Genomic DNA, 23,288 nt, shown 5'->3' on the forward strand with positions numbered 1-23,288 from the left:
GTCTATACCTGATCTTGATACCCAGCAGGTTCAGCAAGGGCCGCAGCCTGAGATGAGGAGGAGCGCACATGCTAAGCAGGAAACGGCGTGTTGGTATCGCCATCGTCTGCGCCGGAATTGTGTCGGCCTGCCTGGCGTTTGCGGGTTATCAGCACATTCGCGGCCCCGTGCCGTTGACGCTGGGTGATGGAAAGAATGGCCCCCTGAATATGGTCTGGCTTCCTGCCGGCGAATTTTTGATGGGGAGCGACCATAAACAGGCTCGCCCTAACGAGGGGCCGGCGCACAAGGTTCAACTCGACGGGTATTGGATCGACCGCCATGACGTCACCAATGCCGATTTCGCCCGTTTCATTTCTGAAACACATTACGTCACCACCGCCGAACGCAAACCCAGATGGGAAGATCTGAAAGTACAACTGCCGCCAGGAACTCCTGAGCCGGATGAAAGTGACCTGGTGCCTGGCGCATTGGTTTTTGTCGGCACAGAAAGGCCGATCCCACTTAATGATTTCAGCCAGTGGTGGGCATTTGTTCCGGGGGCCGACTGGCGTCATCCGTTGGGGCCAGACAGTACAATCGAGGGCAAGGAAAACCATCCAGTTGTTCAGGTCTCGCGTGAAGATGTGCAGGCGTATGCCGCATGGGCGCACAAGCGCCTACTCACTGAGGCCGAATGGGAGTACGCCGCGAGAGGCGGACTGGAACAAGCGAATTATGCGTGGGGGAATGACTTCTCGCCTGGGGGAGAAAAGATGGCGAATACCTGGGATGAGATACAGCCGTTCCCCGTGACCGGAACCAATAACAAATTCAAAATTGGCACCAAGCCGGTTGGCAGTTACCGAGCTAACGCCTATGGACTTTACGACATGTCCGGGAATGTTTGGCAATGGGTCGCCGATTGGTATCGTGCCGACGCGTTTAGAGTAGGGCTCAAACGTCAACCGGCGGGCGAAGCAGCGGTAAACCCGGTTGGGCCTTCCGACAGCTATGACCCCGAACTTGGGCTGACGGCCAATGCTCCGCAGCGTGTCATCCGGGGTGGATCTTTTCTTTGTAGCGACAGCTACTGCACGAGTTTTCGAACCAGTGCCAGGCAGGGCGCAGACCCTATGAACTCCATGTCGCATCTCGGCTTTCGCTTGGCGATGAGTAATGACCAATGGGAAAAGAACCGCTGAATACAAGAGTACATGTGGGCCATGCGTACAAATACGAATGACCGCTAATGGTTGTGGATTCAACCGGTCGACCCAAACCGGTCAGTCGTGACAGGCAGAAAACGCCTTAGCCTGTGAAAAAACGCGGGCACAGTCTTGAAGACTGCGTTGCTCGGTAAAATCTGTCGGCGCTTGATTGATCAGCAGACGCAAAAATTTGCGTAGAAACGCAATTTTCGTCCCGATCCTGACTGTCAAACCTGCTCTTATTCCCCATTGTGTGTCCGGGGCCGAGCGGCCAATTGCGAGCGGGGCGTCAAGATGGCCAAGGCAGCCGCCACGATGAAAAGCGCCGGCACGTCACCTGCCAAGTGCCCCATTTGCCCCGGCTGGGTGAGCGCCTGGACGGTCATGATTCCTCCGTGCACGGCACTAGACCACACGGTGAACCAGATTAGGCTCAGATTGGCTAATGGATCACGTGCGGCCAGGATCAAGAACACGCCCAGTGTGGCGTAGATGCCAACGATCATCATGGGGTAGTCCGAGTGACCGACGTGCCAGGCCCAGCCGGACGGCCAGAACAACATAAGTGGGTAGAGAGCAAGGCACGCGAGGCCAGCCAACACTAGAACGACGCGCAAATACCTGAGGCGATCAACTACGGTCATGGCGGATTCCTCTTTGGGCCTAACTCTAAATTGACCTCAAGTGGGGTGATAACACCGTCACGGGCTTGGTGGATAACATTCCTTGTTCTGTCGTCTAGCCCTGACTAGACCGGGCATTGTGACAGTCGGGTAACCGCTGAAGGGGTTTATACACCCTGGATGGAAAGCCCCATCTGCTCCATTAGTTCCGGCAGTACCAAGCATAGCTACTCATTCGCTATCGCTCCGTACACCGGCTGCTCCTGGCCGATTTCTGCCTATCGCCACAGTCAGCCTTGGGTCGATCCAAGTCATACAGCCGCCAATCATCCGCCCCTTGAAAGGATTCTTCGGAACGCTATCTTTGATAGCGCTCAAGGGGCGCCATGGGCGGCAGTGCCCACGGCAGGATACCTCCATGGAACTCACAAGTTCGGTATCTGCCGCGGGCAAGATGAGGGTTTAGTTAACCATCACCTCGTCCAGTGCCTGCTCGAGGGTATTGACCGTGCGCTCGATATTTTGCAGCTTTTCGAGTCCGAACAGACCGATGCGGAAGGTCTGGAAGTCGGCTGGCTCGTCGCATTGCAACGGCACTCCGGCGGCGATCTGCAGGCCGTGGCTGGCAAATTTCTTACCGCTCTTGATGTCGGGATCATCGGTGTAGCTCACCACTACGCCAGGCGCCTGAAAGCCGGCTGCGGCTACGCTTTTGATGCCTTTGCCGGTCAACATTTTGCGCACCCGATCGCCCAGAGCCTGTTGATCGCCGCGGACCTTGTCGAAGCCGTAGGCTTGCGTCTCTTTCATCACTTCGTTAAATCGCGCGAGAGAATCGCTGGGCATGGTCGCATGGTAGGCATGTCCGCCCTGTTCGTAGGCCTGCATGATCTGAAGCCACTTTTTCAGGTCGCAGGCGAAGCTGCTGCTTTGAGTCTGTTCGATGCGCTCGAGGGCCAAAGAACTGAGCATCACCAGGGCGCAGCAAGGGGAGGCGCTCCAGCCTTTCTGCGGTGCGCTAATCAGCAGGTCGACTGCGCATTTGTGCATATCAACCCAAAGCGTGCCTGAGGCGATGCAGTCCAGCACGAACAGGCCACCCACCGCATGCACGGCGTCGCCGACGGCCCGCAAGTACTCGTCCGGCAGGATAATCCCCGATGAGGTTTCAACGTGGGGGGCGAAAACAATTTGCGGTTTCTGCGCCGCAATGGCTGCCAACACTTCGTCCAGAGGGGGTGGGGCGTAGGCAGCCTGGCGACCAGTCTCGACCGGTCGGGCTTTCAGCACCGTGGTGGCCGCCGGAATGTTGCCCATCTCAAGGATCTGGCTCCAGCGATAACTGAACCAGCCGTTGCGTATCACCAGGCATTGCTGGTCGGTGGCAAACTGTCGCGCCACCGCTTCCATGCCGAAGGTGCCGCTGCCCGGAACCACTGCAACAGCCTGGGCGTTGTAGACCTGTTTCAGGGTCGTGGAAATGTTCTTCATCACGCCTTGAAATGACTGCGACATGTGGTTGAGCGAGCGGTCGGTGTAGACCACCGAGTACTCGACCAGCCCCTCGGGATCGATACTGGGATATAGCTTTGACATGGGGTGACTCCTTTGGCAGAGATGTCAGTGGTATCGACCCTGCCCTAAGCCTTGGCAAATGACAAGATTGCTCGGGATTGAATGGCGACTTCTGTCGAGCGGTTGGTATCTACCCAAAGCGATCTTTTGCTTTTGCCTGTCTGAGCGTTATATAACCTCGCGAAATTCGTGTCGCACACTCGTTGCAATGTCCAGGAGCCCTTTATGCAGACTGACCAGACTAGGCTACTCGCCCTCGCATTGCTTGAGATCAGAAAATTGCTTGCTGATTATCTGGGCAGCGATGTAGATGCTCCAATAAACGTCCGTGTCGCTGCGCATATGGCCTATGCACTCCACAATGAAGCGGATGCTGCATACAGCAACGCTGACTTTCAGCTCGACCACGCAGCCCGGAAAATCACCGCGATCGATCAGATTCTTAGTGTTACGGATGGTGCCGCGTTGTTGAGCAGATATGAAATGGAGACCAAAGTCATTCTGGATAGTGCTCAACCGGGATGACCGCTTCAGTCAAAAGCGGACACTCTCAGAAGCGAGAACATTCTGTTTTCAGCTCGGCCACAAAGCTCAATGTCAGGGTGCTTCACCCGCTCGCCTCGCGGGCCATTACTTCCTATCAGCAAATTCTTTACCGGCCGCTCATTCGCATGCGATAGATGTCATAAGCTGCCTAATCCACTGATTCGACAAACCCACTTCTGACGTCCACTCTCTCAACGCGCCATGTACTTCGTGTTCATGGCGAGTTATTGAATGAGGTGGCTGCCGAAGAAGTTGATTCAGTGCCGTTCCACTTTCCTGGCTCACTTCAGAACGCCAGCTTTGACAACGAGGTAAAGCATACATGCGGCAAAGCATGGGCCTGATGGCCATAAAAATGTGGTGACTTGGGAATGAGAAATCTGGACTTGAATTTACTTAGGGTGTTTGACGCAATCATCCGTGAGCGCAATGTGCTCCGTGCCAGTGAGGCGATCAGTCTCAGCCCGTCAGCGGTGAGTCATGCACTTGGACGACTGCGGGTGTTGCTCAAGGATGAACTGTTTGTGCGCACGGTTGCCGGTATGGAGCCGACAGTCCGGGCGCTGGAAATGGCACCGCTCGTGCGCGATGCGCTCGTCACGATCGAGCGTGCGGTCGGGCCCAGAGAATTCGATCCCGGCCTCACCGACCGCCAGTTCTGTGTCGCGGCGACGGACCATATGACGGCGGTGATTCTGCCGAATTTACTGCGGGCAATGTCTGACCTCGCACCGCATGCCAGCGTCACCGTGTTGCCCGCCAGCAGGATCGATTTGACTGCGCAGATCGATGTCGGCCGCGTGGACATTGCGTTGGGCTCTTACTCCAGCATTCCCCATCGGTTACGCGAACAAGTGTTGTTCGAAGAACGGGACATGATGGTGGTCGATATCAATCATCCGCTCGCCGGCAGCGAGATCGGGTTGGATGATCTATCGAATCTACCGCTGCTGGTTGTTTCTACGAGCGGTTCGGAAGATGGTCTGCTCTCGGAGCGCGGGCTGACGCGGCGCACTGAAATGTTCGACCGCAAGGCGTTGACGGCTGCCTTCAACTCGATCGGCAAACACCCGGAATTCAAGATCGTGCAACCTCATTTTCTCGCAGTGCCAAGCCTGCTAGCTGGCTCTGAAATCGCGGCGATCGTGCCAGCCACCCTGGCAAAGTTCTTCCACCAATCCGGATCAGCCTTCCTTTCGGAATTGCCCTGGAAATCTCCCCCGCGGGCTGTGCAGATGGTGTGGCATGAACGCCATACTCAAGATCCCGGGCACAAATGGCTGCGGATCATGCTTAAAAACGCGGCACAGCTTGTCGGTGATCTGGATTCGTAATTCATCACCGAAACGCAATGCTCGCTCCCATGCACGGCATGCATTTTCATCTTATGAAAATTGCACTTCATTAACCGTAAATCAGCGGCGTAGGGTATCCGAATACACCCGCTGATTGGACGGTGACCATGCCGAGTACCCAAGCTAAATCGACACAAGCATTTACTGACGTCGAGCACATCATGATGAGTCGATTTGCCAATCGGTTCTATCTTAATCGCGCCGTCGATCTTGAAGCCATCACAAGTATTCTGCATGCCGCGCGCCATGCGGGCACTGGAGCGAACGTGCAACCCTGGCGCGTCTACGTGACAGCGGGGGCCGCGAAAGCCGCGCTGGCAGACGCTATCACTGCTGCACACAAAACAGCACCTGGTCAGCACTCATCTGAATACAGCTACCTTCCGGATCCGCTGCCGGAGCCATTCGCTGCACGTCGACGCGAGTTCGGCTCGGTCTTCTATGGCTCTCTGGGTATCGCACACGACGACCTGCCCGCCCGAGCGGAACAGACCGAGCGAAACTGCCGTTTCTTCGACGCGCCAATCGGCCTGGTTTTTACCATCGACCGGCGTCTTGAGAAAGGCAGCTGGCTGGATCTGGGCATGTTTATCCAGAACGTCATGCTCGCAGCAAAAGCGCGTGGGCTCGACACCTGCACTCAAGAATTCCTCTCCCGCTACCACACCGTTTTTCGTGCGCATCTGCCACTCGCTGCCGAAGAGTTAGTGGTTTGCAGCATGGCCATGGGGTTCGGTGATCCGGACTGGGCCAAACGGCGTCCGCATATGCCGAAAGCGTCCATTGAAGAATTCGCCTCGCTTCACGGTTTCTGAACGTTGGCTTATTGAAGAGATAAAGAACCATGGCACCCAACGATACTTTCGACGTAAAAATCCCTGACAGTTCATTAGCACGCGAGGTGACTCAACTGATCCGCGACACTGAGAGTGAATTGCTGTATTCCCACTCCACACGCGTTTACTTTTGGGGAGCGCTGATCGGTAATCGTAAAGGCCTGATTTTTGACCCTGAACTGCTTTACACCGCATCGATGTTTCACGATATCGGGCTTACGTCGAAATACCAAAACAGTCAACTTCGCTTCGAGGTGGACGGCGCGAATGCCGCGCGCGACTTCCTGCGCAGTCATGGTATTGGCGGGGCCGATATAGAAAAGGTCTGGAACGCGATCGCGCTGCATACAACGCCAAGCATTCCAGAGCATATGCATTCAGAAATTGCCCTGCTGCAGGCCGGCGCGGGAATGGACGTGGCGAGACGTGGCTTTGAACAGTTCACCGACGAGCAACGTAGCGCGGTGATCGCCGCCTATCCCCGCGAATCCGATTTTGCTCACAAGATGATCGACGAGTTTTATCACGGCATGAAACATCGGCCTGACAGCACATTCGGCACCTTCAATGATGACTTCCTAGCCTTCAAGGATCCAGATTTCAAGCGAACAGATCTGTGCAGCATTATTTTGTGCTCGCATTGGGAACATTGTTATCGCGGTAAACCACTGCACGTCCACGTCAAAGAGCAAGCAAAATGAACCCCGTTAAAAAACGCAGACACTTCAGCAAACGTGGCATCACGCTTTCTGCTGACTTTTTTCTCACAGCGACAATAGCCACAGCCTCACTGTTTGGTGCTGACATGACTTTCGCCGCAGGCGATAAACCCGTTCAAAATGACTATTTCCACACCGGTGCCGGAAATCATTATTTGCACCGTGCCGACAACGACATCATCACCCGATCGCTTCGAGACAACATCAGTGTTCTTGAAGGTTCGGGTGCCAATATCGTGGTGTTGTCGGGTAAGGGGGGCAAGTTTCTGGTCGATGCGGGAATCAGTAAATCCCAGGGGAAAGTCAAAGCGGCGCTCTTGGCAATCAGCGCGGCGCCTGTGAAATATGTGGTCAACACCCACTGGCACTGGGACCACACTGACGGCAATGCCTGGATGCACGCGTCAGGTGCGACCATCGTGGCACAAGCCAATACATTGAAACATCTGTCCCACACCACGCACGTCGATGATTGGAACTGGACATTCCAGCCTGTCCCCGCAGGGGCACGACCGACCGTTCTAGTGAAAAATGAAAAGACCTTTACCTTCGAGGTAAGCAAAATCAAAGTCGAGCACTTTGGTCCCGGGCACACTGACGGTGACCTGATGATCTACTTTGAAAAAGCCGATGTACTGGCGATGGGTGATACGTTCTGGAATGCAGGCTATCCGTTTATCGACAACCAGGACGGCGGCAGTGTCGATGCTGCAATCAAATGGGCCAACAAAGCCATTGAACGCACCACTGATCACACGATCGTGATTCCCGGCCATGGTCCGGTGGGAACACGGACTCAACTCATAGAGTTCCGCAATATGTTGGTGGCAGTGCGCGATAACGTCAGGCTGCTAAAACTACAAGGCAAATCGCTGGACGAGGTAATCGCTGCGAAACCTTCTGCTGCCTTTGACGCTAAATGGGGCGACTTCGTGATCAAGCCGGATCACTTTGTCCGACTGGTGTATGCCGGCCTGTAGAGGTAGAAAAATCTCGTCTCGGCGTGCGAACGCAGATAAAAAAGCGAGACCCGAATATTTACAACAGGGTCTCGCTAAACTACCTCACGGGAGCGAACGGTAGCGGTTGGTTACTTGCGTGAGGCAAGTAGAAAATCTAAACACTGCTCAGTCAAAAGCGATCATGCAAGTTGGGCATGTCGACCTCTCGCTCGATGACGCTTCCCGCGACCAACAGGCGTTGTTCTCGATAGCTGTCAGCGACCAACTGAACCCCGGTCGGGAGACCGTCGACCACGCCGGTTGGAACATTCAGACCGGGCAAACAAAGTGCCGCCACAGTAATAAGCGGGCTCTGGTCCACTAACACTCGCTTCATATCCTCTGTCGAGCCTAGATCTTCACCCCACTTCATGGGCAAGCGACAAGAGGTCGGCATGAGAATAAGTGGATAGCGGATCATGAATTCGTTCCACTGGCGACGTAGTTGATCACGACGGGCGATGGCGAGTGCATAACCCTCAAGATCAACTGGTGGGGCGCCCGCCATCATGTTTTCAACAGAGCGCAGGATGACGTCATCACCTATCGCTTTCACACCGGCAAACATCCCCATACGCGCTTCAGTCATGACAATCGATTGCCAGATCTCAACGCCTTCGGCCAATCCTGGGGGCGTGGCTCGTTCAACCACATATCCCGCTGCTTCCAGGATTTGGCCCGCCTTGTTTAAAGCCGTTTTAATCGCGGGCGCTATCGTGCTGCCTGGAAGTTCATCGACCAAGGCAACACGTACGGCCGTCCAATCGTCTGGGTAATCCATGTGCGCTGGCACCCACATCGGATCGCGACGATCAGCACAGGCCATGGCGACCAGCCCCAGGCGCACATCCCGCATACGCCGTGCAAGCGGACCTTGAGCTGACATAGTTTGCAATCCAAGGTAGCGCAGGCCGGTCGTGGGATGAAATGCCGGAATTCGCCCGGGTGTGGCGCGCAAACCTGCTAGGCCATTAACATAGGCCGGGTAGCGAATGGAGCCGGCAATATCAGTACCATGCGCCAACGGGCACATGCCTGCTGCTACCGAGACCCCAGCCCCGCCACTCGATCCCCCTGAGGTCACCGTCTCATCCCAAGGGTTGAGCGTGCGCCCATGCAAAGGGTTTTCAGTAAACCAGCGAAAAGAAAACGGGGGCGTGTTGGTGCGACCCACGCAAATCGCGCCGGCTTTTCGCAAATTGCTGACAACGGTACTGTCACCGGTCGCGATTCGTCCTGCGAAGGCAGGCACGCCATTGGTTGTGGCCTCGCCTTCGACATCGACATTCAACTTGATGGTCACTGGCACACCGTGTAACGCCCCCAGATTTTCGTGACTGCGAACTTGCGTGTCAGCCATATCAGCGTCCCGCAAAGCCCGCTGTCGATCGGCAAAGACGATGGCATTCAGATGAGGATTAATGGCGTCGATACGCTCATAGCAACTTTCAACAGCGTCGCGGCTGGAGATTGTACCTAGACGGATGTGTGCAGCCATGTCCGCTGCATCCCAGCGCCAGATTTGATCCGGAAGCTCGGTTGCGCAGATTACATCCTCATCGTTCATCGGGGTTGTCATCAACTGGCACTCCATTCTGATTGAAGTTTGAATAAGTGATCCGGCCACCCATCGGCAACACTTCTCCCGACATTGCACAAGCGTCAGTAAATGGAGTTGGGATGTCACCGGTTACAGCAATGTTGTTAATGTGCAGCGCTTAATTGGATTCAAACCGGTTGAGTCGAACCTTGCGCGTTGAGTTTAACTTTCCGGTGACGCACGAAACACATAGCTAATGCGGCCACGCAGCCCGGTATGGCAAATACTATGAAGTTTAAGTGGAGGGGCAACTGGATATTAACCAGCACGCCACCGAGAATCGGACCACTGATGGCTCCGCTGCGCCCGATTCCGGAAATCCAACCCAATCCTGTGGTGCGAATGCCCATCGGAAAAAATTCCGCGACGCAGGAGTAAGCCAGGATTTGAGTGCCAATAGTGGTGGCACCCGCAACAAAAATCAGCGCATATAAAATCACAGTCGGGCTGTTGAAGCCCAACAGGCTGATTGATGCAGCGGCCAGTAGAAAAAATACGATCAGAACCCTGCGCAAGCCCAGGCGATCGCCAATCCACCCGCCACCGACAGCACCAAAAATAGCTCCGACGTTCATTAGCAACAAAAAGCTGAGACTCGATCCGAGGCCATAACCGGCGGTGATCATCAGTTTTGGCAGCCACGAGTTAAGTGCATAAATCATTAGCAGGCAGCAGAAGAACACCAGGCACAACATCAACGTGCCAATGGCCCGACCCTCTCGGAACAACTGAACAACCGGAGCGCCTGGTGCATTCAGAACAGGCACGATAAATTCATCACCCGGCAAAGATACGAATGCGGGTTCGACCCGATGCAAGACCGCTTTGGCTTTCGCTTCGTGGCCTTGCCGAATCATGAAGCCAACCGACTCCGGCAGATAGCGCATAATCAGCGGTAACAGGATCAAAGGGATAACCGCCACGTAAAATACTGACTGCCAGCCAAAATCAGGTAACAACACCATGCCTAAACCGGAGGAAAGTATCCCGCCCACGGAATACCCGCTGAACATGATTGCAACCAAAGTGCCGCGTATTTTCTTAGGTGCGTATTCACTCATCAACGCGACAACATTGGGCATCACGCCACCGATCCCCAGCCCCGCTAGAAAACGGCATAGACCAAATTCGGTGGTATCCCGTGCAAAACCATTAAGCAGCGTGAACCCGCTGAATAAAATCACGCAAATGGCAATAATCCATTTGCGTCCGAAACGATCTGAAAGCGACCCGAAAATGATGGCGCCCAACATGGCACCGAACAATGCATAGCTGCCCAGCGCACCGGCTTGCAGCGGCGTGAGTCCCCAGTCTTTCATCAACGCCGGGAGTACAACGCCGTAGATCACAAGATCGTAGCCGTCGAAGATGATGATCAACGCACACCAAAACAGTACCCGCCAATGAAAGGCGTTGAAGCGCGCTTGGTCGATGACCTCATTGATGTCGATTTTTCGCATGGTGATCAACTCTTTTTGTTGTTGTAAGGGATTTGACAGTCACCCTGTTTTTTTTCAGGCAACACAATCCTATGGCTGGGCGTTTTCCGCCTATATCCGCTGATCGCAGTTCTTTATCCGATTTTTACAGATGGGCATTTTGAGAGGGACATTACGTGGAGCAAGCGCTGGCAGTATCGGGGCCGCCCAGCCAGGCCTGTTTACTGGCGACGCTTGAGGGTGTCAGTCGGTAACTCGCCAAACTGTTTGCGGTAAATCTCGGAAAACCGGCCCAAGTGAAGGAAACCGAAATCCATGGCGAGTTCTGTGACGTTGCGATACCCACAAGTCGCATCGCCAAGACAGGCATGTACTCGCTCCAGCTTCTTCTGCCGAATATAACGATTGGGGGTAAGCCCCACAGTGCGCTCAAACAGGCCGTACAGCGATCGAGGACTCATGTGTGCCTGACGGGCGAGTTCGTCACTGTCTATGTCTTCCTTGAGGTTTTGCTTGATGTAGTCAGCAATCTGTTCGAAGGTGGCGATAGATGAGTTCAACTCCGGGCGAGTCAAATTCGTGCGCATCAGCATGAGCAGTTTGGTCGCGACAATCTGCATGTAGTTTTCCTGAATCCGGGGCATTTGCTCAGCGGATTCCGCCTCAGCGCATACCATGCGCAAGAGATCGAAAAAACCTTGGAGCTCGCTCATCCGATAGTGTGACTCGACAAACCGCAGGCCTTGACTGGGCGTCAGCCAGCGCTGGTCGCGACAAATCGCTTCCATCACCGCAGAAGGGATCTTCAGGATGAATTTTTCGCAGTCGGCCGAACTCGTCAGATCGACGCGATCATCAGGATTGATAATCAGCATTTCCCCGGCGCTCAAGTAGTGCTCCTGCTTGTAGTTGCGCCACAGACAATGACCTCGTAACAGGACCTGCAAGTGATAAAACGTTTCGAGGGCGGGCGATGTAACCCGCACATCGGAGCCGTAACTGATACGACATAAATCGAAGTCGGCGAACTTGCGGTGCAAGAGGCTCGATACAAACGCCTGCGATCGGGAGAGATGAATACTGTGGGTGCCCAAGTGTACGTTGACGTAATCTGAAACCGCATAAGGGTCAGCCAGGTTGAACACTGCGCTTTGTTGACTTGAAAGTAGCTGTTCCATCACTCAGTACTCTAATCGTCGGTCTGGTGCACCGATGATGCCGCTACACGGCATTACCCAGGACACCGTATTCAAGAAATTCTACCTCCCGCGCAAGGGCGTCAAGCATCATTGCACTACCCGGTGGCACAAACCGCCCAACGGCTGCGTCCCTTCTCCCGGCCTCACGGGGGGTAATGCCTTATACACCTTCTCCGCTGGTCCCGGTCGAGCACTCCGCAAAATGTGGAGAATAAGGATAAGGATCTGCAAAAACTGGATACTGCCCCTCCGGCACCAGGCTTAATTTAAATTCCACGAACAAATATAAGAACCGGAGATGCCGCACACGCCACCTATCTAATCATTCTAACTTGAGCAAATGTCAAATACCTGTTGCAATTTGAATTAGCAAATGCAGTTCATACCAACCCGATTAAACGACATATTTTATTTAGTGTTTTCCACGCAAATGTTTCAACGCACCCTTCTGTCTACATCAGATCAGTAGGTTGTGCTTGTCTGTTGTTTACCCGTACATCCCAATAAAAATAAAGATATGGCGGAAAGAACATGAAAACAAAATACGCGCACTCCGGCATCGGTTCGGAGCAACGGTACCCGTTGAGTTTAATGGGTATTCTCACACTTTCTTGCGGATTACCCTTCACCGTGTCCGCTGCCGGTTTTGTTGAGGATTCCAAAGCGACGCTAGAGTTACGTAACTATTACTTCAACCAGGATTATCGCAGCGGCGCGGCAGCCCCCTCAAAACAAGAAGAGTGGGGCCAGGGGTTTATCCTTAATTATACTTCCGGCTTCAGTCAGGGGACGGTTGGTTTTGGTCTCGACGCATTGGGCATGCTCGGTATCCGTCTGGACTCCGGCAAAGGTACGCACTACAACCCCAACAGTACCAATCAGGCCGGTTTTGTCTTCCCTACAGACAATGATGGTCGCGCAGTGAATGACTTCAGCAGCCTTGGCCTGACCGCCAAAGTGCGCGTGGCCAATACGGAAGCCAAACTTGGTACCCTTCGGCCAAAAATGCCAATCCTGATCATCAACGATGGTCGTTTATTGCCAGAAACCTTTGAGGGGCTGCAAATCACCTCGCAGGATTTTGAAAACATTACCCTCACCGGCGGCAAAGTCGAAAAGGTGAAAAGCCGCACCTCATCCAACAACGAGAACATGGCCATTTCAGGTGCCGGCGGCGCAGCAGGCAAACGAAGCAACAAATTCTACTTCGCGGGTATCGACTATAAACTCAGCCCGAACCTACTGCTCCAGTACTACTACGGCGGCCTGGAAGACTTTTATCAACAACATTTCCTGGGAATGGTCCATAACCTCGCTTTGCCTGTCGGGAATTTGAAGAGCGACCTTCGTTTCTTCGACAGCAGCCCGGATGGCCGCAATGGTAGCCTGGCCGGACGGCAAGAAGGATACCGCAGCACCGGTTATCACAATAACGGCGAAGTCGATAATCGAGCGCTGGCCGGGATGTTCACCTACACGGTAGGACCTCACTCTGTCGGACTTGGTTATCAGGCACTTAGCGGTTCCAGTGACTTTCCTTTCGTCAATCAGGGTGACGGATCAGCTACCTACTTGATTACAGACAGACAAACCGGTGCTCGCTTCCAGCGTGCTGGCGAAGATACATGGGTAGCACAATACGGTTTCAACTTTGCGAGTGTCGGAATCCCCGGGCTCACCACCCTGATGAACTATCAGCGAGGGGATAACGTTAAAACCGATATGGGTGATCAGCATGAATGGGAACGAAATATTCACTTCAACTACGCGTTCCAGGCTCCTGTACTTAAAGGTTTAAGTGTGTCACTGCGTAATGCAACACTACGCAGCACTGTTCCCAATCAGCGAGATATTGACGAGAACCGGGTGTACATTACTTACACTCGTGACTTGTTCTAGAGGCACTATTTTCGTTTTTCTCTGATTCAATGAGTGGGCGCCGATCCGTTGTCGGCGCTTAGCTCTAATTATTGCCACTTGTGAGAATTCAACGATGTTCACTGAAGATCAAGGGCGCTGTATTTCCCGCGTCAACTACAGAACCATTTATATATTGGTAGCGTTATGCATTGGTCTGGCCTTTGTATTAACGTACTTGAGCAGGTCGACCAATCAATCGCTGCTTGCCCTCTTAGTGTTCGCAGCACAAACGCTGGCTGGCATTCTGCTTCTGCAAAAATCGCCACCTCGGGAATCCTTTTCATCCTTGCCGACGCCTCCTGCACAACAAGATGTGCAATTGCTAACTTTAGCAGACAGCAATGCACCCGGAAATGATCTCGCAATCGATATGCTTGACGATGCACTCACCCAACATGAGCAACTCAACAACAAGCTAAAGGTGTTGCTGGAAAATGCACTGCACAGCGAACAGGAAATGCATGAGGCAACACTCCTCGCGCGCCAGTCTGGAGAAAACGTGACGGCGAGTGCAGACAGCATTCGTTCCTCTCAAGCCTCCATCAGTGAGCTCGCTCGGTATATGGAATGTATCAGTGAAGTGTTTACCGATCTGGGTGAGCAATCAATTCGCATCAGTGCAATTGTCAGCAGTATTCAAGACATTGCGAAACAGACCAATCTACTCGCACTCAATGCGGCAATAGAGGCCGCTCGCGCGGGTGAACAAGGACGCGGGTTTGCCGTGGTAGCCGATGAGGTGCGCCATCTCGCCTCCCGTGCTAATGAGTCCAGCGAACAGATTCGCCAGATCGCAAGTGGACTGCAAAAGTCGGCTAGAGACGCCCGGGTCGGAGTCGAACATATCGGTCAATCAACTCAGGCAAGTCTTCTATCATCGGCAGCCGCACTGACGGCGATGACCGACATCCAGGCGGGGGCCGTCGATCGCATGGAAATCGTTCAGCGCATCACTCAACGCCTGGCTTGGCAACGGGGGCTAGTAGAAGAAGTCTGCGTGGACATGAACACCACGACTCATTTGGCACTTGCAACCCGTAACAGCCTGTAACGCGTGACTGATCGATCAAGCTGCCAGGTTATGAATGCATAACCTGCATTTCGCATTCAGCCTGGACGTCATAGGAAATTCGTCCGGCAGGCAGGAAAAAAAAGGCAATCAATGCGCCGTTTTTCACCTCAGGATAATGATGGCTTCCGGGGGCCGGGGCAGTCCATCCGGCACCCTGCCAGCCGCGTGGCCCCGCCAGTACCGCGCCCTCGTCAAGTGGGATAACCATGTTCAATTCCCCGTACGGGTGGCAATGATAGTCACCACGGAATGTACGCTGCGCGTTATCCAGCTCGTGCCCTTTGCTGTCCATATAGACGGCGGTGATGCTGAAGTAGAATGTTTCAGCGGTGGGTTCACACAGACGGCTGCGGCGATAGTGTGGACCACTGATTTCGGTGCTAGCTGCCCATCCATGCGCAACACCTTCAATTACCAGGTTGGCGATTCTTTGGTACATCTCACTTTCCGGTCCGTAATTATCGTTCAACCATTGTTCTATGCAGGGTCCCGCGGTCTTATCTTTGATTGTGGAAAGGAACTCAATACACACTTCAATCAGCTCTTCACGCTTTTCCATTTACAGGCACTCACTGGTTTAACGTTTCCCGCACATTCCCATACCTGTACCGTTAAAAAAAAGAGAACTTTTCACAGTGTATTAATGCATAGCATGCATCTGAGTGCTCACCGGGTGTATCCCCTGAGTAGCGTAGACATAAGCTCTACGGCTGGTTTCGGTGTGAGCGGACGAATTCGAACGTCAGCTATTGGCTGTGGATTCAACCGGTCGACGCAACAGATTGCTCAGGTACCCAAGTCGATGGTAAATCGCCTTCGTCGACCGAAAGCATATCCGGTTGCGCATCTGGGAACGCGCGGGCGGTATTCCGCTCGGTTCAGGTTCCTGTTCGTGTGGCGCCGTTGTTAACGGAATTCGTCGTGGTTTGTTAGACGATTCCGTTGAGGTTGAATGTGATGGCGGCACCGTAACCGTTCAATGGGATGGCGTGGGATCGGTATTTCTCAGTGGGCCGGTAGAGACGACTTTTTCGGGAGTGCTCACGGGTAGCTGGTAATGAGTAAGGGTTAGGGCAATTGAAGGATTGAATGGATCAACCCACTGGAACCCCGCGAATGCCCCGCGCCGGATCATCCAGTAACCTGAACTGCTCCACCATGAAATCAATCAACATCCGCATCGACGGCAGCATCCCGTGCCGGCTCGCAAACACCGCATAAATCATCTCGGTCCGCGGCGCCCAATCAGGCAACACCACCACCAGTTGCCCGCGCTCGATAAAGTCATGCACCAGCGACATCGGCATCTGTGCAATGCCGACGCTGTCTATCGCCGCGCATCGCAGCATTGGCAGGCCCTTGGTGATCAGTTGCGGACGGTGCTGGATGGTGAATTGCGCGCCATCTTGATGAAACAGCGTCCAACTGTAATCACGTTGCGGGCTGCCGTGATGGACGCTGGGGAAGCGCGCCAGGTCTTCCGGCTCCTGGGGTGTACCGAGGCGGTTCAACAGCGCGGGACTGGCCACCAGGCATTGTGGCCGCTGGGACATGACGCGGTTGACCAGGTCCGAATCCTGAAGGGGAGGCGGGCGGACTCTCAGTGCAAGGTCAACGCCTTCGGCGACCACATCGACCTGGCGGTCGCTGGCTTCCAGATGCACTTCGACACGCGGGTGCATGGCCATGAATCGGGTGATGATGGCGCCGACGCATTCTTCGAGCAAAACCGTAGGGCAGGTGACGCGCAGCAAGCCGCCGGGTTCTGTGCGGGTCATGGCCACCGCTGCTTCAGCGGCTTCTGCCCCTTTGAGCATGGCGCGGCAATGGGCGTAATACGTCTGCCCTAATTCCGTCACGTTGAAATTGCGGGTGTTGCGGATGATCAAGCGTACGCCCAGCCGTTCTTCGAGCAGGGCAATGCGGCGGCTGAGATTGGATTTCGGGATGCCCAGCGCCCGTGCGGTCGGTGCGAAGCCGCCGTGGTCCACCACCATCACAAAGTATTGAAGGTCATTGAGGTCGAGCACCGGGCGGCATCCATTCGGCCAAAAGAGGCCAACTATACAAGATCAATCGTCCAGTGGATGGGAAAGACAAACCCGTTTTTCGGGACTGGTCCACAAGACAGCGAAGCGCCTAGATTGCCGCCGTTCGGTGGGTTACGCCAACGCTGCCAACGATCCTTCCGTGGTGCAGGTGCACGGTGCGTTTGCCGACGGTTCTGACTGGGCGAAGGTCATCACGTTGTTGCATCAGTCTCGACCTGCGGACGTGGCCAGGGTCATTACCGAAGCACTCAACATCACGCGCTGAACATGACCGGCGATATCAATTCAAGTCGCCACATCAATCTATAGGGATATGAAAATGACTGTGCACAGCAAGGTATTCGACTTTGTCATTCTGGGCGGAGGCTCTGCCGGTGCCGTATTGGCGGCGCGCCTGTCGGAAGACCCGCAACTGAGTGTGCTGTTGGTTGAGGCGGGTCGAGCCTTTGACCCGGATGAATACCCGGCAGAGATCTACAGCAGCACTATCATCGCCGCCAACGCGGATGGCCGTTACGAGTGGGGCTATTTCGCATCGCCGGTCGAGCAGCCGCAAGCGGTCTACACCCCGCGGGGAAAAGTGCTGGGCGGAAGCTCCGCGATCAATGGCGCGGTTGCCTGCCGAGCGTTGCCTTTTGACTTTGCGCGCTTCACCGCCAAAGGCCTGAAAGGCTGGAGCTTTGAAGAAGTGCTGCCGTATTACAAGAAAATGGAGCGCACGGCCCACGGTGAAGACAAATGGCACGGCCGCAACGGGCCGCTGCCGATTCACCAGATGTCGCTGGATTACATCACCCCTGTGCAGCGCGCAATGGTCGAGGCAGCATGGGCCTGTGGAGCAAAAAAGGTCGACGACTTCAATGACCCCGAGGCCAACAACGGCGCCGGCCCTAATCCCATGAACGTGATCAACGGCGTTCGCGTAAACACCGCGATGGCCTACCTCACGCGTGAAGTGCGCGCTCGCCAGAACCTGTCGATCCTCGATCAAACCCTCGTAGACAAGGTGTTGTTTGACGACGGCAAGGTTCAGTCGGTGCGGTTGGCGGACGGTGAAAAAGTCCACGGCAAAGAAGTGATTCTGAGCGCGGGTGCCTATGGCTCTGCAGCGATTCTTATGCGCTCAGGCATCGGCCCCAGGGCAGACCTTGAAGCGTTGGATATTCCCTTGGTAAAAGACGCGCCGGTCGGTGTACGGCTGCTCGATCATGCGTTTTTCTGGATGAACTTCAGTGGGGTAGAAGCGCTGAAAGGGCAAGAGCATCCGGTGGTGGGCGCACAGTTGTGGACCCACTCGTCCTACGCCAGTTCGGATAAAGAACTGGATATCGGAATCTCTCCCTCGCATCTGCTCGATCCCGCCATCAGTCCAACGGGTGTCGCTTTTTCGTTGGGTCTGGAGTTGATGCATTGCACGTCCCACGGTCGTCTGCGTTTGAACAGTCGCGACCCCAAAGACGCACCCGTCATCGAACTCAATCACCTGACCAGTGAAGAGGACATGAACCGGATGATTGAGTGCTTCCGTCTGGCCCGGAAACTGGCCAACACCGAACCGCTCAAGAGCCTGATCGTGGAAGAGCTCTATCCAGGCGCGGCGACTGACGACAGCGACGAGCACATTCGTGCGGCGCTGGCAAAAGGCGTGGGCACCTTGCAGCATCCTTGCTCGACGGCGCCGATGGGCTTGCCGGATGACCCGGGCGCCGTGGTGGATGAGGAAGGGCGAGTGTATGGGCTGCAAGGACTGCGCGTTATTGATGCTTCTATCTTCCCCGAGATCCCGCTGATCAACTTGAACCCCACCGTCATCATGACGGCGGAAAAGTTGGCCGACGCCATCAAACAATCCCGCTAATTCACATAATAAAAACGCTGAGGGGGCATGCCATCTGGAAGGGCAGGCCCCCGTCTTTTTGGATTACTAAAACTTGAACAAGCTGTCCGAGATGCATTCTTTCGTCATGGTGGTGGGCACCGGCAGTATTTCCGAAGCCGCTCGGCGTTTGGGTATCGCAAAATCAATGGTCAGCCTGCGCATCCAGCAATTGGAAAAACGCTTGGGCAGCATCCTGCTGGAGCGGGGGCGTCAGGCCCGGCTGACCGAGTCCGGCGATGTGTTTTACCGTTATTGCGTGCGTATTCTGGCCGACGTCGAAGATGCCGAAGACGCGGTCCTGGCGTTTCAATCGAGCTTGCGCGGCGTGTTGCGGCTGGCTGCGCCGATGGCCTTCAGCATTCGCTACCTGACGCCGATCCTGTCTTCTTTCGCCGTGCGTTATCCGGAATTGCGGCTGGATATCGAGTTCGATGACCGCCACGTCAACCTGCACGAAGAGCGTTATGACGCGGCCATCCGCATCGGCGAGTTACCGGACTCCTCGCTGGTTGCCAAGACCATCACGCCCAACCGCCACATCATTTGCGCGAGCCCGGACTACCTGGCCGCGCACGGCACCCCGCAAACCCCGCAAGAGTTGTCCCAGCATTTCGCCATGCTCTATGTGAACCGCGAGCCCCACGGCATGTGGACGCTGCCGGTGAACAACACCCTGGAATCGTTCCGTGTGCGCTGCCGGATGCGCACCAATAATGGCCATCAACTCATGGAAGGTGCCAAGGCCGGCATGGGCCTGGCGATTCTGCCGACCTTCCTGGCAGCGCAGGCGATTGTGGCCGGTGAACTCAAAGAAGTGCTGGCGCCTTACGCCCCGCGTGGCGGCAATATCTCGGCGGTCTACCGGCAATCCCAGCGAGCGTCACCCAAGCTTCACGCGCTGACAAGCTTCCTCATCGAACAGATCGGCAGCCCGCCGGTGTGGGAGCAAATGCTCGCGGCTCACGCGTCGCCACCGAGTTGATTTCGTTCGAGAAAAACGGAACGTGGAATCGTTTTTCAGTGGCTTATGAGCCGGCGCGACCTCCCATATGCTTTTTCCCAACAGACGCAATTTGGCGTCTGACAGGGAAGAAGACGGATGAAGAGTACCCTTAACAATCCTGCTCGCCGTGCGGTTCTGGCCGGCGGAGTTGTGGCCGCTGCGACGTTGGCGGCGGGCAGTGGTTTGGCGCAGGCATTGGAATCAAGCGGCATCGCCGGCAAGCGCACCGCTCACCGCGCGCCGGTTGATGTGATCATTGTCGGTGGTGGTTCGGCCGGCGCGGTGCTGGCCCGTCGTTTGAGCGAGGACACCACGCGTCAGGTGTTATTGCTTGAGGCCGGCCATGGCTACGGCCCGCACCATTACCCCGAGATCGTTGCCAGCAGCGACATTGTCGGCGCTAACGCCAATCCTGAATTCGAATGGGGTTACAAGACCCGACCGGGCTACATCGACCACCCCATCGGTGCCTTGCGCGGCAAGGTGTTGGGCGGGAGTTCGGCAATCAACGGCGCGGTGGCCATCCGCGCCCGAGCCACCGATTTCAAGCGTTGGGATCTGCCGGGCTGGAGCTACGAAGAGCTGCTGCCGTCGTTCAAAAAACTCGAAACCCACAGCGGTGGTGCGAGCGCGTTGCACGGCCATGAAGGGCCGCTGCCGGTGCATCAACTCGGCAAGGCCGACGTCACGCCGATGCAGCGCGCGTTCATCTACGCAACCTTCGCCAATGGCTACCGCGTAATCGAAGACTTCGACGGCGCGGACGCTCACGGCGTGGGCCCGTACCCGATGAACATCGTCAACGGCGTACGGGTCAACACCGGCATGGCGTATCTCACCGAAGAGGTGCGCGCCCGCGATAACCTGCACATCCAGACCGACAGCCTGGTGGACAAAGTGCTGTTCGACGGCAAGCGTGCGATCGGCGTGCAACTGGCCAACGGTGAAAAGTTGCTGGCTGGTGAAGTGATTCTTTCCGCCGGCAGCTACGGCAGCGCCGCGATCCTTCTGCGTTCCGGCGTTGGTCCTGGCGAGGATCTGCGAGCGTTGCAGATTCCACAAATCGCGGAGCTCGCGGTCGGGCAGAACCTGGTGGATCACCCGTTCTACTACAACGCCTATGCCGCCAAGCCTGATGCAATCGGCAGCCAGTCGCCCGCCATCGGCGCCAAGCTCTGGACCCACAGCCGTTCTGCCGAGAATGGCGAGCTGGACCTGCACATCACCGCCACGCACTTGTTTCCTCATGATCAGAGCCCGACCGGCGTCGGCTTCGTGCTTGCGGTTGCGCTGACGCGGCCACTGTCCCGGGGCAAGGTGACGCTGGCCAGTCGTGATCCGTTCGTGGCCCCGAACATCGACCTGAATTTTCTCGCCGAGCCCAAGGACCGCCAGCGCCTGCTGGATGGCATCCGCCTGGCCCGCAAGATCGGCACCACGGGGCCGCTGAATAACCTGATCCATTCCGAGCTCAATCCCGGTCAAGGCAACGACTCGGACGAGGCGTTGCTGGCCAGCGTCAAAGCCAGCCTCGACACCTATCACCACCCGACCTCGACGGCGCCGATGGGCAAGCCGGGGGATGCGCGGGCGGTGGTCGATCTGCAAGCGCGAGTCATCGGTGTGCAGGGTTTGCGCGTGGTGGACGCGTCGATCTTCCCCGACGTGCCCTCGGTCGCTACCAACATCACCGTGATTGCCACTGCCGAGCACATTGCCCGTCTCTACGCCTAACTCTCAGGAACCTGCCTCTATGAACAGCACCCCGGTATTGAACTGGATCGACGGCCAATGGCTGGACTCCGGTGTTTACAAAGACTCCATCGACCCGGCGACCTACGAGTTGATCGGCCGTTACGCCGAAGGCGGCTTGAACGAAGCCCAAGAAGGCATCGAGGCCGCGCAACGGGCGTTTACCGAAACCCCCTGGAAAGATGACCGCCAGTTGCGCGCACAGGTATTGATGGAGTTGGCGGATGCCTTCGAACGCAACGCCGATGAGCTGATCGCAACCTTGGCTTTGGAAAACGGCAAGATCAGGCCCGAAGCCGGGTTTGAAGTCGGCATGGTGCCCTCCAAGTTGCGCTATTACGCCGCGCTGGCCCGTGCCGAATACGGGCGTGCGGCCGAGCCCAAACCCGGCAAGATCTCTTTGGTGATCCGTCAGGCCGTGGGCGTGGCGGGCATCATCGTGCCGTGGAATTCGCCAGTGGTGCTGATGATTCGTTCGCTGGCACCGGCACTGGCGGCCGGTTGCACCACGGTCATCAAAATGCCCGGGCAAACCGCCCAGACCAATTGCCTGGTGGCGCGGATCATGAGCGAGGCGCCGTCGCTGCCCCGTGGCGTGATCAATCTGTTCAGCGAGCAGGGCGCGGCGGGCTCTATTCATCTTGTGAAATCACCGCGGGTTCCGGTGATCAGTTTCACCGGCAGCACCGGCACCGGTCGGGCGATTTCAGCCGCGGGTGCCCAGCACCTCAAGCGCTTTGGCCTGGAGCTCGGTGGAAAGACGCCGATGCTGGTGTTTAACGACGCCGACCTCGACGCCGCCGTGCCGACCCTGGTGAAAGCCCTGACCGTATTCGCCGGCCAGTTCTGCATGACCGGTTCGCGCCTGTTGGTGCAACGGGACATCGCCGCGGCGTTGACCGAACGCCTGGCCGCACGACTGGAAGCGGTGCGCGTAGGACCCGCCGCGGATTCTGCCAGCGAGATGGGGCCGTTGATCGACAAGCCCAATGTGCAGCGGGTCAATCAGATCGTGAAAGAGGCGATCACTGCCGGTGCCCAGGTCATCGTTCGCGGCGGCCCGGTGATCGATGGGCCGTTGGCCAGGGGCGCGTTCTATCGCCCGACCTTGCTGCGGGTCAGCGACCCCGAGATGGCCATCGTCCAGCGCGAGACCTTCGGCCCGGTGCTGACATTGCAGGTGTTCGACAGCGAAGCCGAGGGTATCGAGTTGGCCAACAACAGCGAGTTCGGCCTGGCGGCCAGCGTCTGGACCCGCGATGTCGACCGCGCGCTGCGGGTGGCTCGCGAACTGGAGGCAGGTACGGTGTGGGTCAACGACTGGGCCGTTGTCTATGACGAGTTTGAGGAGGGTGGTTTCAAACAGTCGGGGCAGGGGCGCCTCAACGGCGTGGCGGCCATGGATGATTTTGTAGAGTACAAACACATCGCCCTCAATCCCGGCCTGCGCCAGGGCTGAATCCGATGAGGCCCAACCGATTATTGATCGGCGCGCTGCTGGCAGGGCCGCTCACCGCGTCCTCTGCCT

The 23,288-nt window shown here is 56.1% G+C and carries 19 protein-coding genes and 2 pseudogenes; 14 read left to right on the forward strand and 7 right to left on the reverse strand.

The window, feature by feature from the left end; genetic code table 11:
* Positions 1-68 precede the first annotated feature (68 nt).
* A complete protein-coding gene (locus ACA049_RS12805) occupies positions 69-1,184 on the forward strand; it encodes a formylglycine-generating enzyme family protein (protein ID WP_497335927.1) in 1,116 nt (371 codons plus the stop codon).
* 245 nt (positions 1,185-1,429) lie between these two features.
* Here the strand turns inward: ACA049_RS12805 and ACA049_RS12810 are convergent, their stop codons facing one another.
* Both ACA049_RS12810 and ACA049_RS12815 read right to left on the reverse strand, forming a co-directional pair.
* The gene (locus ACA049_RS12810) at positions 1,430-1,834 is read right to left on the reverse strand and encodes a DUF6632 domain-containing protein (RefSeq protein WP_497335929.1); all 405 of its coding nucleotides are present in this window, start codon (positions 1,832-1,834) and stop codon (positions 1,430-1,432) included.
* Positions 1,835-2,275: 441 nt separating this feature from the next.
* Positions 2,276-3,409: a pyridoxal-phosphate-dependent aminotransferase family protein gene (locus ACA049_RS12815; RefSeq protein ID WP_497335931.1), complete on the reverse strand. Its 1,134-nt coding sequence runs from the start codon at positions 3,407-3,409 to the stop codon at positions 2,276-2,278.
* Between the two features lie 204 nt (positions 3,410-3,613).
* Here ACA049_RS12815 and ACA049_RS12820 point away from each other — a divergent pair, with 204 nt between their 5' ends.
* From ACA049_RS12820 to ACA049_RS12840, 5 genes are all read left to right on the forward strand, one after another.
* The gene (locus ACA049_RS12820; RefSeq protein WP_497335933.1) at positions 3,614-3,913 is read left to right on the forward strand and encodes a hypothetical protein; all 300 of its coding nucleotides are present in this window, start codon (positions 3,614-3,616) and stop codon (positions 3,911-3,913) included.
* Positions 3,914-4,305: 392 nt separating this feature from the next.
* A complete protein-coding gene (locus ACA049_RS12825; protein WP_497335935.1) occupies positions 4,306-5,268 on the forward strand; it encodes a LysR family transcriptional regulator in 963 nt (320 codons plus the stop codon).
* Positions 5,269-5,396: 128 nt separating this feature from the next.
* The gene (locus ACA049_RS12830; RefSeq protein WP_497335937.1) at positions 5,397-6,104 is read left to right on the forward strand and encodes a nitroreductase; all 708 of its coding nucleotides are present in this window, start codon (positions 5,397-5,399) and stop codon (positions 6,102-6,104) included.
* 29 nt (positions 6,105-6,133) lie between these two features.
* Positions 6,134-6,826: an HD domain-containing protein gene (locus ACA049_RS12835; RefSeq protein WP_497335939.1), complete on the forward strand. Its 693-nt coding sequence runs from the start codon at positions 6,134-6,136 to the stop codon at positions 6,824-6,826.
* Positions 6,823-7,824 (forward strand): MBL fold metallo-hydrolase, encoded by a 1,002-nt coding sequence (locus ACA049_RS12840; protein ID WP_497335941.1) that lies wholly within the window; start codon positions 6,823-6,825, stop codon positions 7,822-7,824. The genes ACA049_RS12835 and ACA049_RS12840 overlap by 4 nt, the downstream gene beginning before the upstream one ends.
* A gap of 151 nt (positions 7,825-7,975) precedes the next feature.
* On the opposite strand, the gene ACA049_RS12845 is transcribed toward ACA049_RS12840, so the two are convergent.
* The 3 genes from ACA049_RS12845 to ACA049_RS12855 form a co-directional block, all read right to left on the reverse strand.
* The gene (locus ACA049_RS12845) at positions 7,976-9,424 is read right to left on the reverse strand and encodes an amidase (protein WP_497335943.1); all 1,449 of its coding nucleotides are present in this window, start codon (positions 9,422-9,424) and stop codon (positions 7,976-7,978) included.
* Positions 9,425-9,573: 149 nt separating this feature from the next.
* A complete protein-coding gene (locus ACA049_RS12850) occupies positions 9,574-10,905 on the reverse strand; it encodes an MFS transporter (protein ID WP_497335945.1) in 1,332 nt (443 codons plus the stop codon).
* Between the two features lie 200 nt (positions 10,906-11,105).
* On the reverse strand, positions 11,106-12,065 hold the full coding sequence (locus tag ACA049_RS12855) for an AraC family transcriptional regulator (protein WP_497335947.1): 960 nt from the start codon (positions 12,063-12,065) through the stop codon (positions 11,106-11,108).
* 609 nt (positions 12,066-12,674) lie between these two features.
* Here ACA049_RS12855 and ACA049_RS12860 point away from each other — a divergent pair.
* Both ACA049_RS12860 and ACA049_RS12865 read left to right on the forward strand, forming a co-directional pair.
* Entirely contained in the window at positions 12,675-13,982 is a 1,308-nt protein-coding gene (locus ACA049_RS12860; RefSeq protein ID WP_497336853.1) for an OprD family porin, read from the forward strand.
* Between the two features lie 478 nt (positions 13,983-14,460).
* Positions 14,461-15,054, forward strand: a complete 594-nt coding sequence (locus ACA049_RS12865; protein ID WP_497336855.1) for a methyl-accepting chemotaxis protein — start codon at positions 14,461-14,463, stop codon at positions 15,052-15,054.
* A 28-nt stretch (positions 15,055-15,082) separates the two neighbouring features.
* On the opposite strand, the gene ACA049_RS12870 is transcribed toward ACA049_RS12865, so the two are convergent.
* Positions 15,083-15,634, reverse strand: coding sequence for a 4-hydroxylaminobenzoate lyase (locus ACA049_RS12870; RefSeq protein WP_497335949.1), 552 nt, complete (start codon positions 15,632-15,634; stop codon positions 15,083-15,085).
* A 262-nt stretch (positions 15,635-15,896) separates the two neighbouring features.
* Here ACA049_RS12870 and ACA049_RS12875 point away from each other — a divergent pair.
* Positions 15,897-16,133, forward strand: a pseudogene (locus tag ACA049_RS12875) (diaminopimelate epimerase); the annotation flags it as partial.
* Positions 16,134-16,169: 36 nt separating this feature from the next.
* Here ACA049_RS12875 and ACA049_RS12880 read toward each other — a convergent pair.
* The gene (locus tag ACA049_RS12880; protein ID WP_497335951.1) at positions 16,170-17,105 is read right to left on the reverse strand and encodes a LysR substrate-binding domain-containing protein; all 936 of its coding nucleotides are present in this window, start codon (positions 17,103-17,105) and stop codon (positions 16,170-16,172) included.
* Between the two features lie 127 nt (positions 17,106-17,232).
* On the opposite strand from ACA049_RS12880, the pseudogene ACA049_RS12885 reads away from it, so the two are divergent.
* The 5 genes and pseudogenes from ACA049_RS12885 to ACA049_RS12905 form a co-directional block, all read left to right on the forward strand.
* Positions 17,233-17,328, forward strand: a pseudogene (locus ACA049_RS12885) (alpha/beta hydrolase); the annotation flags it as partial.
* 117 nt (positions 17,329-17,445) lie between these two features.
* The gene (locus tag ACA049_RS12890) at positions 17,446-18,984 is read left to right on the forward strand and encodes a GMC family oxidoreductase (protein WP_497335953.1); all 1,539 of its coding nucleotides are present in this window, start codon (positions 17,446-17,448) and stop codon (positions 18,982-18,984) included.
* Between the two features lie 73 nt (positions 18,985-19,057).
* On the forward strand, positions 19,058-19,987 hold the full coding sequence (locus ACA049_RS12895) for a LysR family transcriptional regulator (RefSeq protein WP_497335955.1): 930 nt from the start codon (positions 19,058-19,060) through the stop codon (positions 19,985-19,987).
* 117 nt (positions 19,988-20,104) lie between these two features.
* Entirely contained in the window at positions 20,105-21,742 is a 1,638-nt protein-coding gene (locus ACA049_RS12900; protein WP_497335957.1) for a GMC family oxidoreductase, read from the forward strand.
* Between the two features lie 19 nt (positions 21,743-21,761).
* Positions 21,762-23,219, forward strand: a complete 1,458-nt coding sequence (locus ACA049_RS12905; RefSeq protein ID WP_497335959.1) for an aldehyde dehydrogenase family protein — start codon at positions 21,762-21,764, stop codon at positions 23,217-23,219.
* The last annotated feature ends 69 nt before the right edge of the window (positions 23,220-23,288 follow it).

The organism is Pseudomonas sp. LBUM1662 (genome assembly GCF_059695915.1).

Coding starts and splice junctions, on each gene's coding strand:
- ACA049_RS12805 (WP_497335927.1), top strand. CDS start 69: ATGCTAAGCAGGAAACGGCGTGTTGGTATCGCCATCGTCTGCGCCGGA.
- ACA049_RS12810 (WP_497335929.1), bottom strand. CDS start 1,834: ATGACCGTAGTTGATCGCCTCAGGTATTTGCGCGTCGTTCTAGTGTTG.
- ACA049_RS12815 (WP_497335931.1), bottom strand. CDS start 3,409: ATGTCAAAGCTATATCCCAGTATCGATCCCGAGGGGCTGGTCGAGTAC.
- ACA049_RS12820 (WP_497335933.1), top strand. CDS start 3,614: ATGCAGACTGACCAGACTAGGCTACTCGCCCTCGCATTGCTTGAGATC.
- ACA049_RS12825 (WP_497335935.1), top strand. CDS start 4,306: ATGAGAAATCTGGACTTGAATTTACTTAGGGTGTTTGACGCAATCATC.
- ACA049_RS12830 (WP_497335937.1), top strand. CDS start 5,397: ATGCCGAGTACCCAAGCTAAATCGACACAAGCATTTACTGACGTCGAG.
- ACA049_RS12835 (WP_497335939.1), top strand. CDS start 6,134: ATGGCACCCAACGATACTTTCGACGTAAAAATCCCTGACAGTTCATTA.
- ACA049_RS12840 (WP_497335941.1), top strand. CDS start 6,823: ATGAACCCCGTTAAAAAACGCAGACACTTCAGCAAACGTGGCATCACG.
- ACA049_RS12845 (WP_497335943.1), bottom strand. CDS start 9,424: ATGACAACCCCGATGAACGATGAGGATGTAATCTGCGCAACCGAGCTT.
- ACA049_RS12850 (WP_497335945.1), bottom strand. CDS start 10,905: ATGCGAAAAATCGACATCAATGAGGTCATCGACCAAGCGCGCTTCAAC.
- ACA049_RS12860 (WP_497336853.1), top strand. CDS start 12,675: ATGGGTATTCTCACACTTTCTTGCGGATTACCCTTCACCGTGTCCGCT.
- ACA049_RS12865 (WP_497336855.1), top strand. CDS start 14,461: ATGCATGAGGCAACACTCCTCGCGCGCCAGTCTGGAGAAAACGTGACG.
- ACA049_RS12870 (WP_497335949.1), bottom strand. CDS start 15,634: ATGGAAAAGCGTGAAGAGCTGATTGAAGTGTGTATTGAGTTCCTTTCC.
- ACA049_RS12890 (WP_497335953.1), top strand. CDS start 17,446: ATGACTGTGCACAGCAAGGTATTCGACTTTGTCATTCTGGGCGGAGGC.
- ACA049_RS12900 (WP_497335957.1), top strand. CDS start 20,105: ATGAAGAGTACCCTTAACAATCCTGCTCGCCGTGCGGTTCTGGCCGGC.
- ACA049_RS12905 (WP_497335959.1), top strand. CDS start 21,762: ATGAACAGCACCCCGGTATTGAACTGGATCGACGGCCAATGGCTGGAC.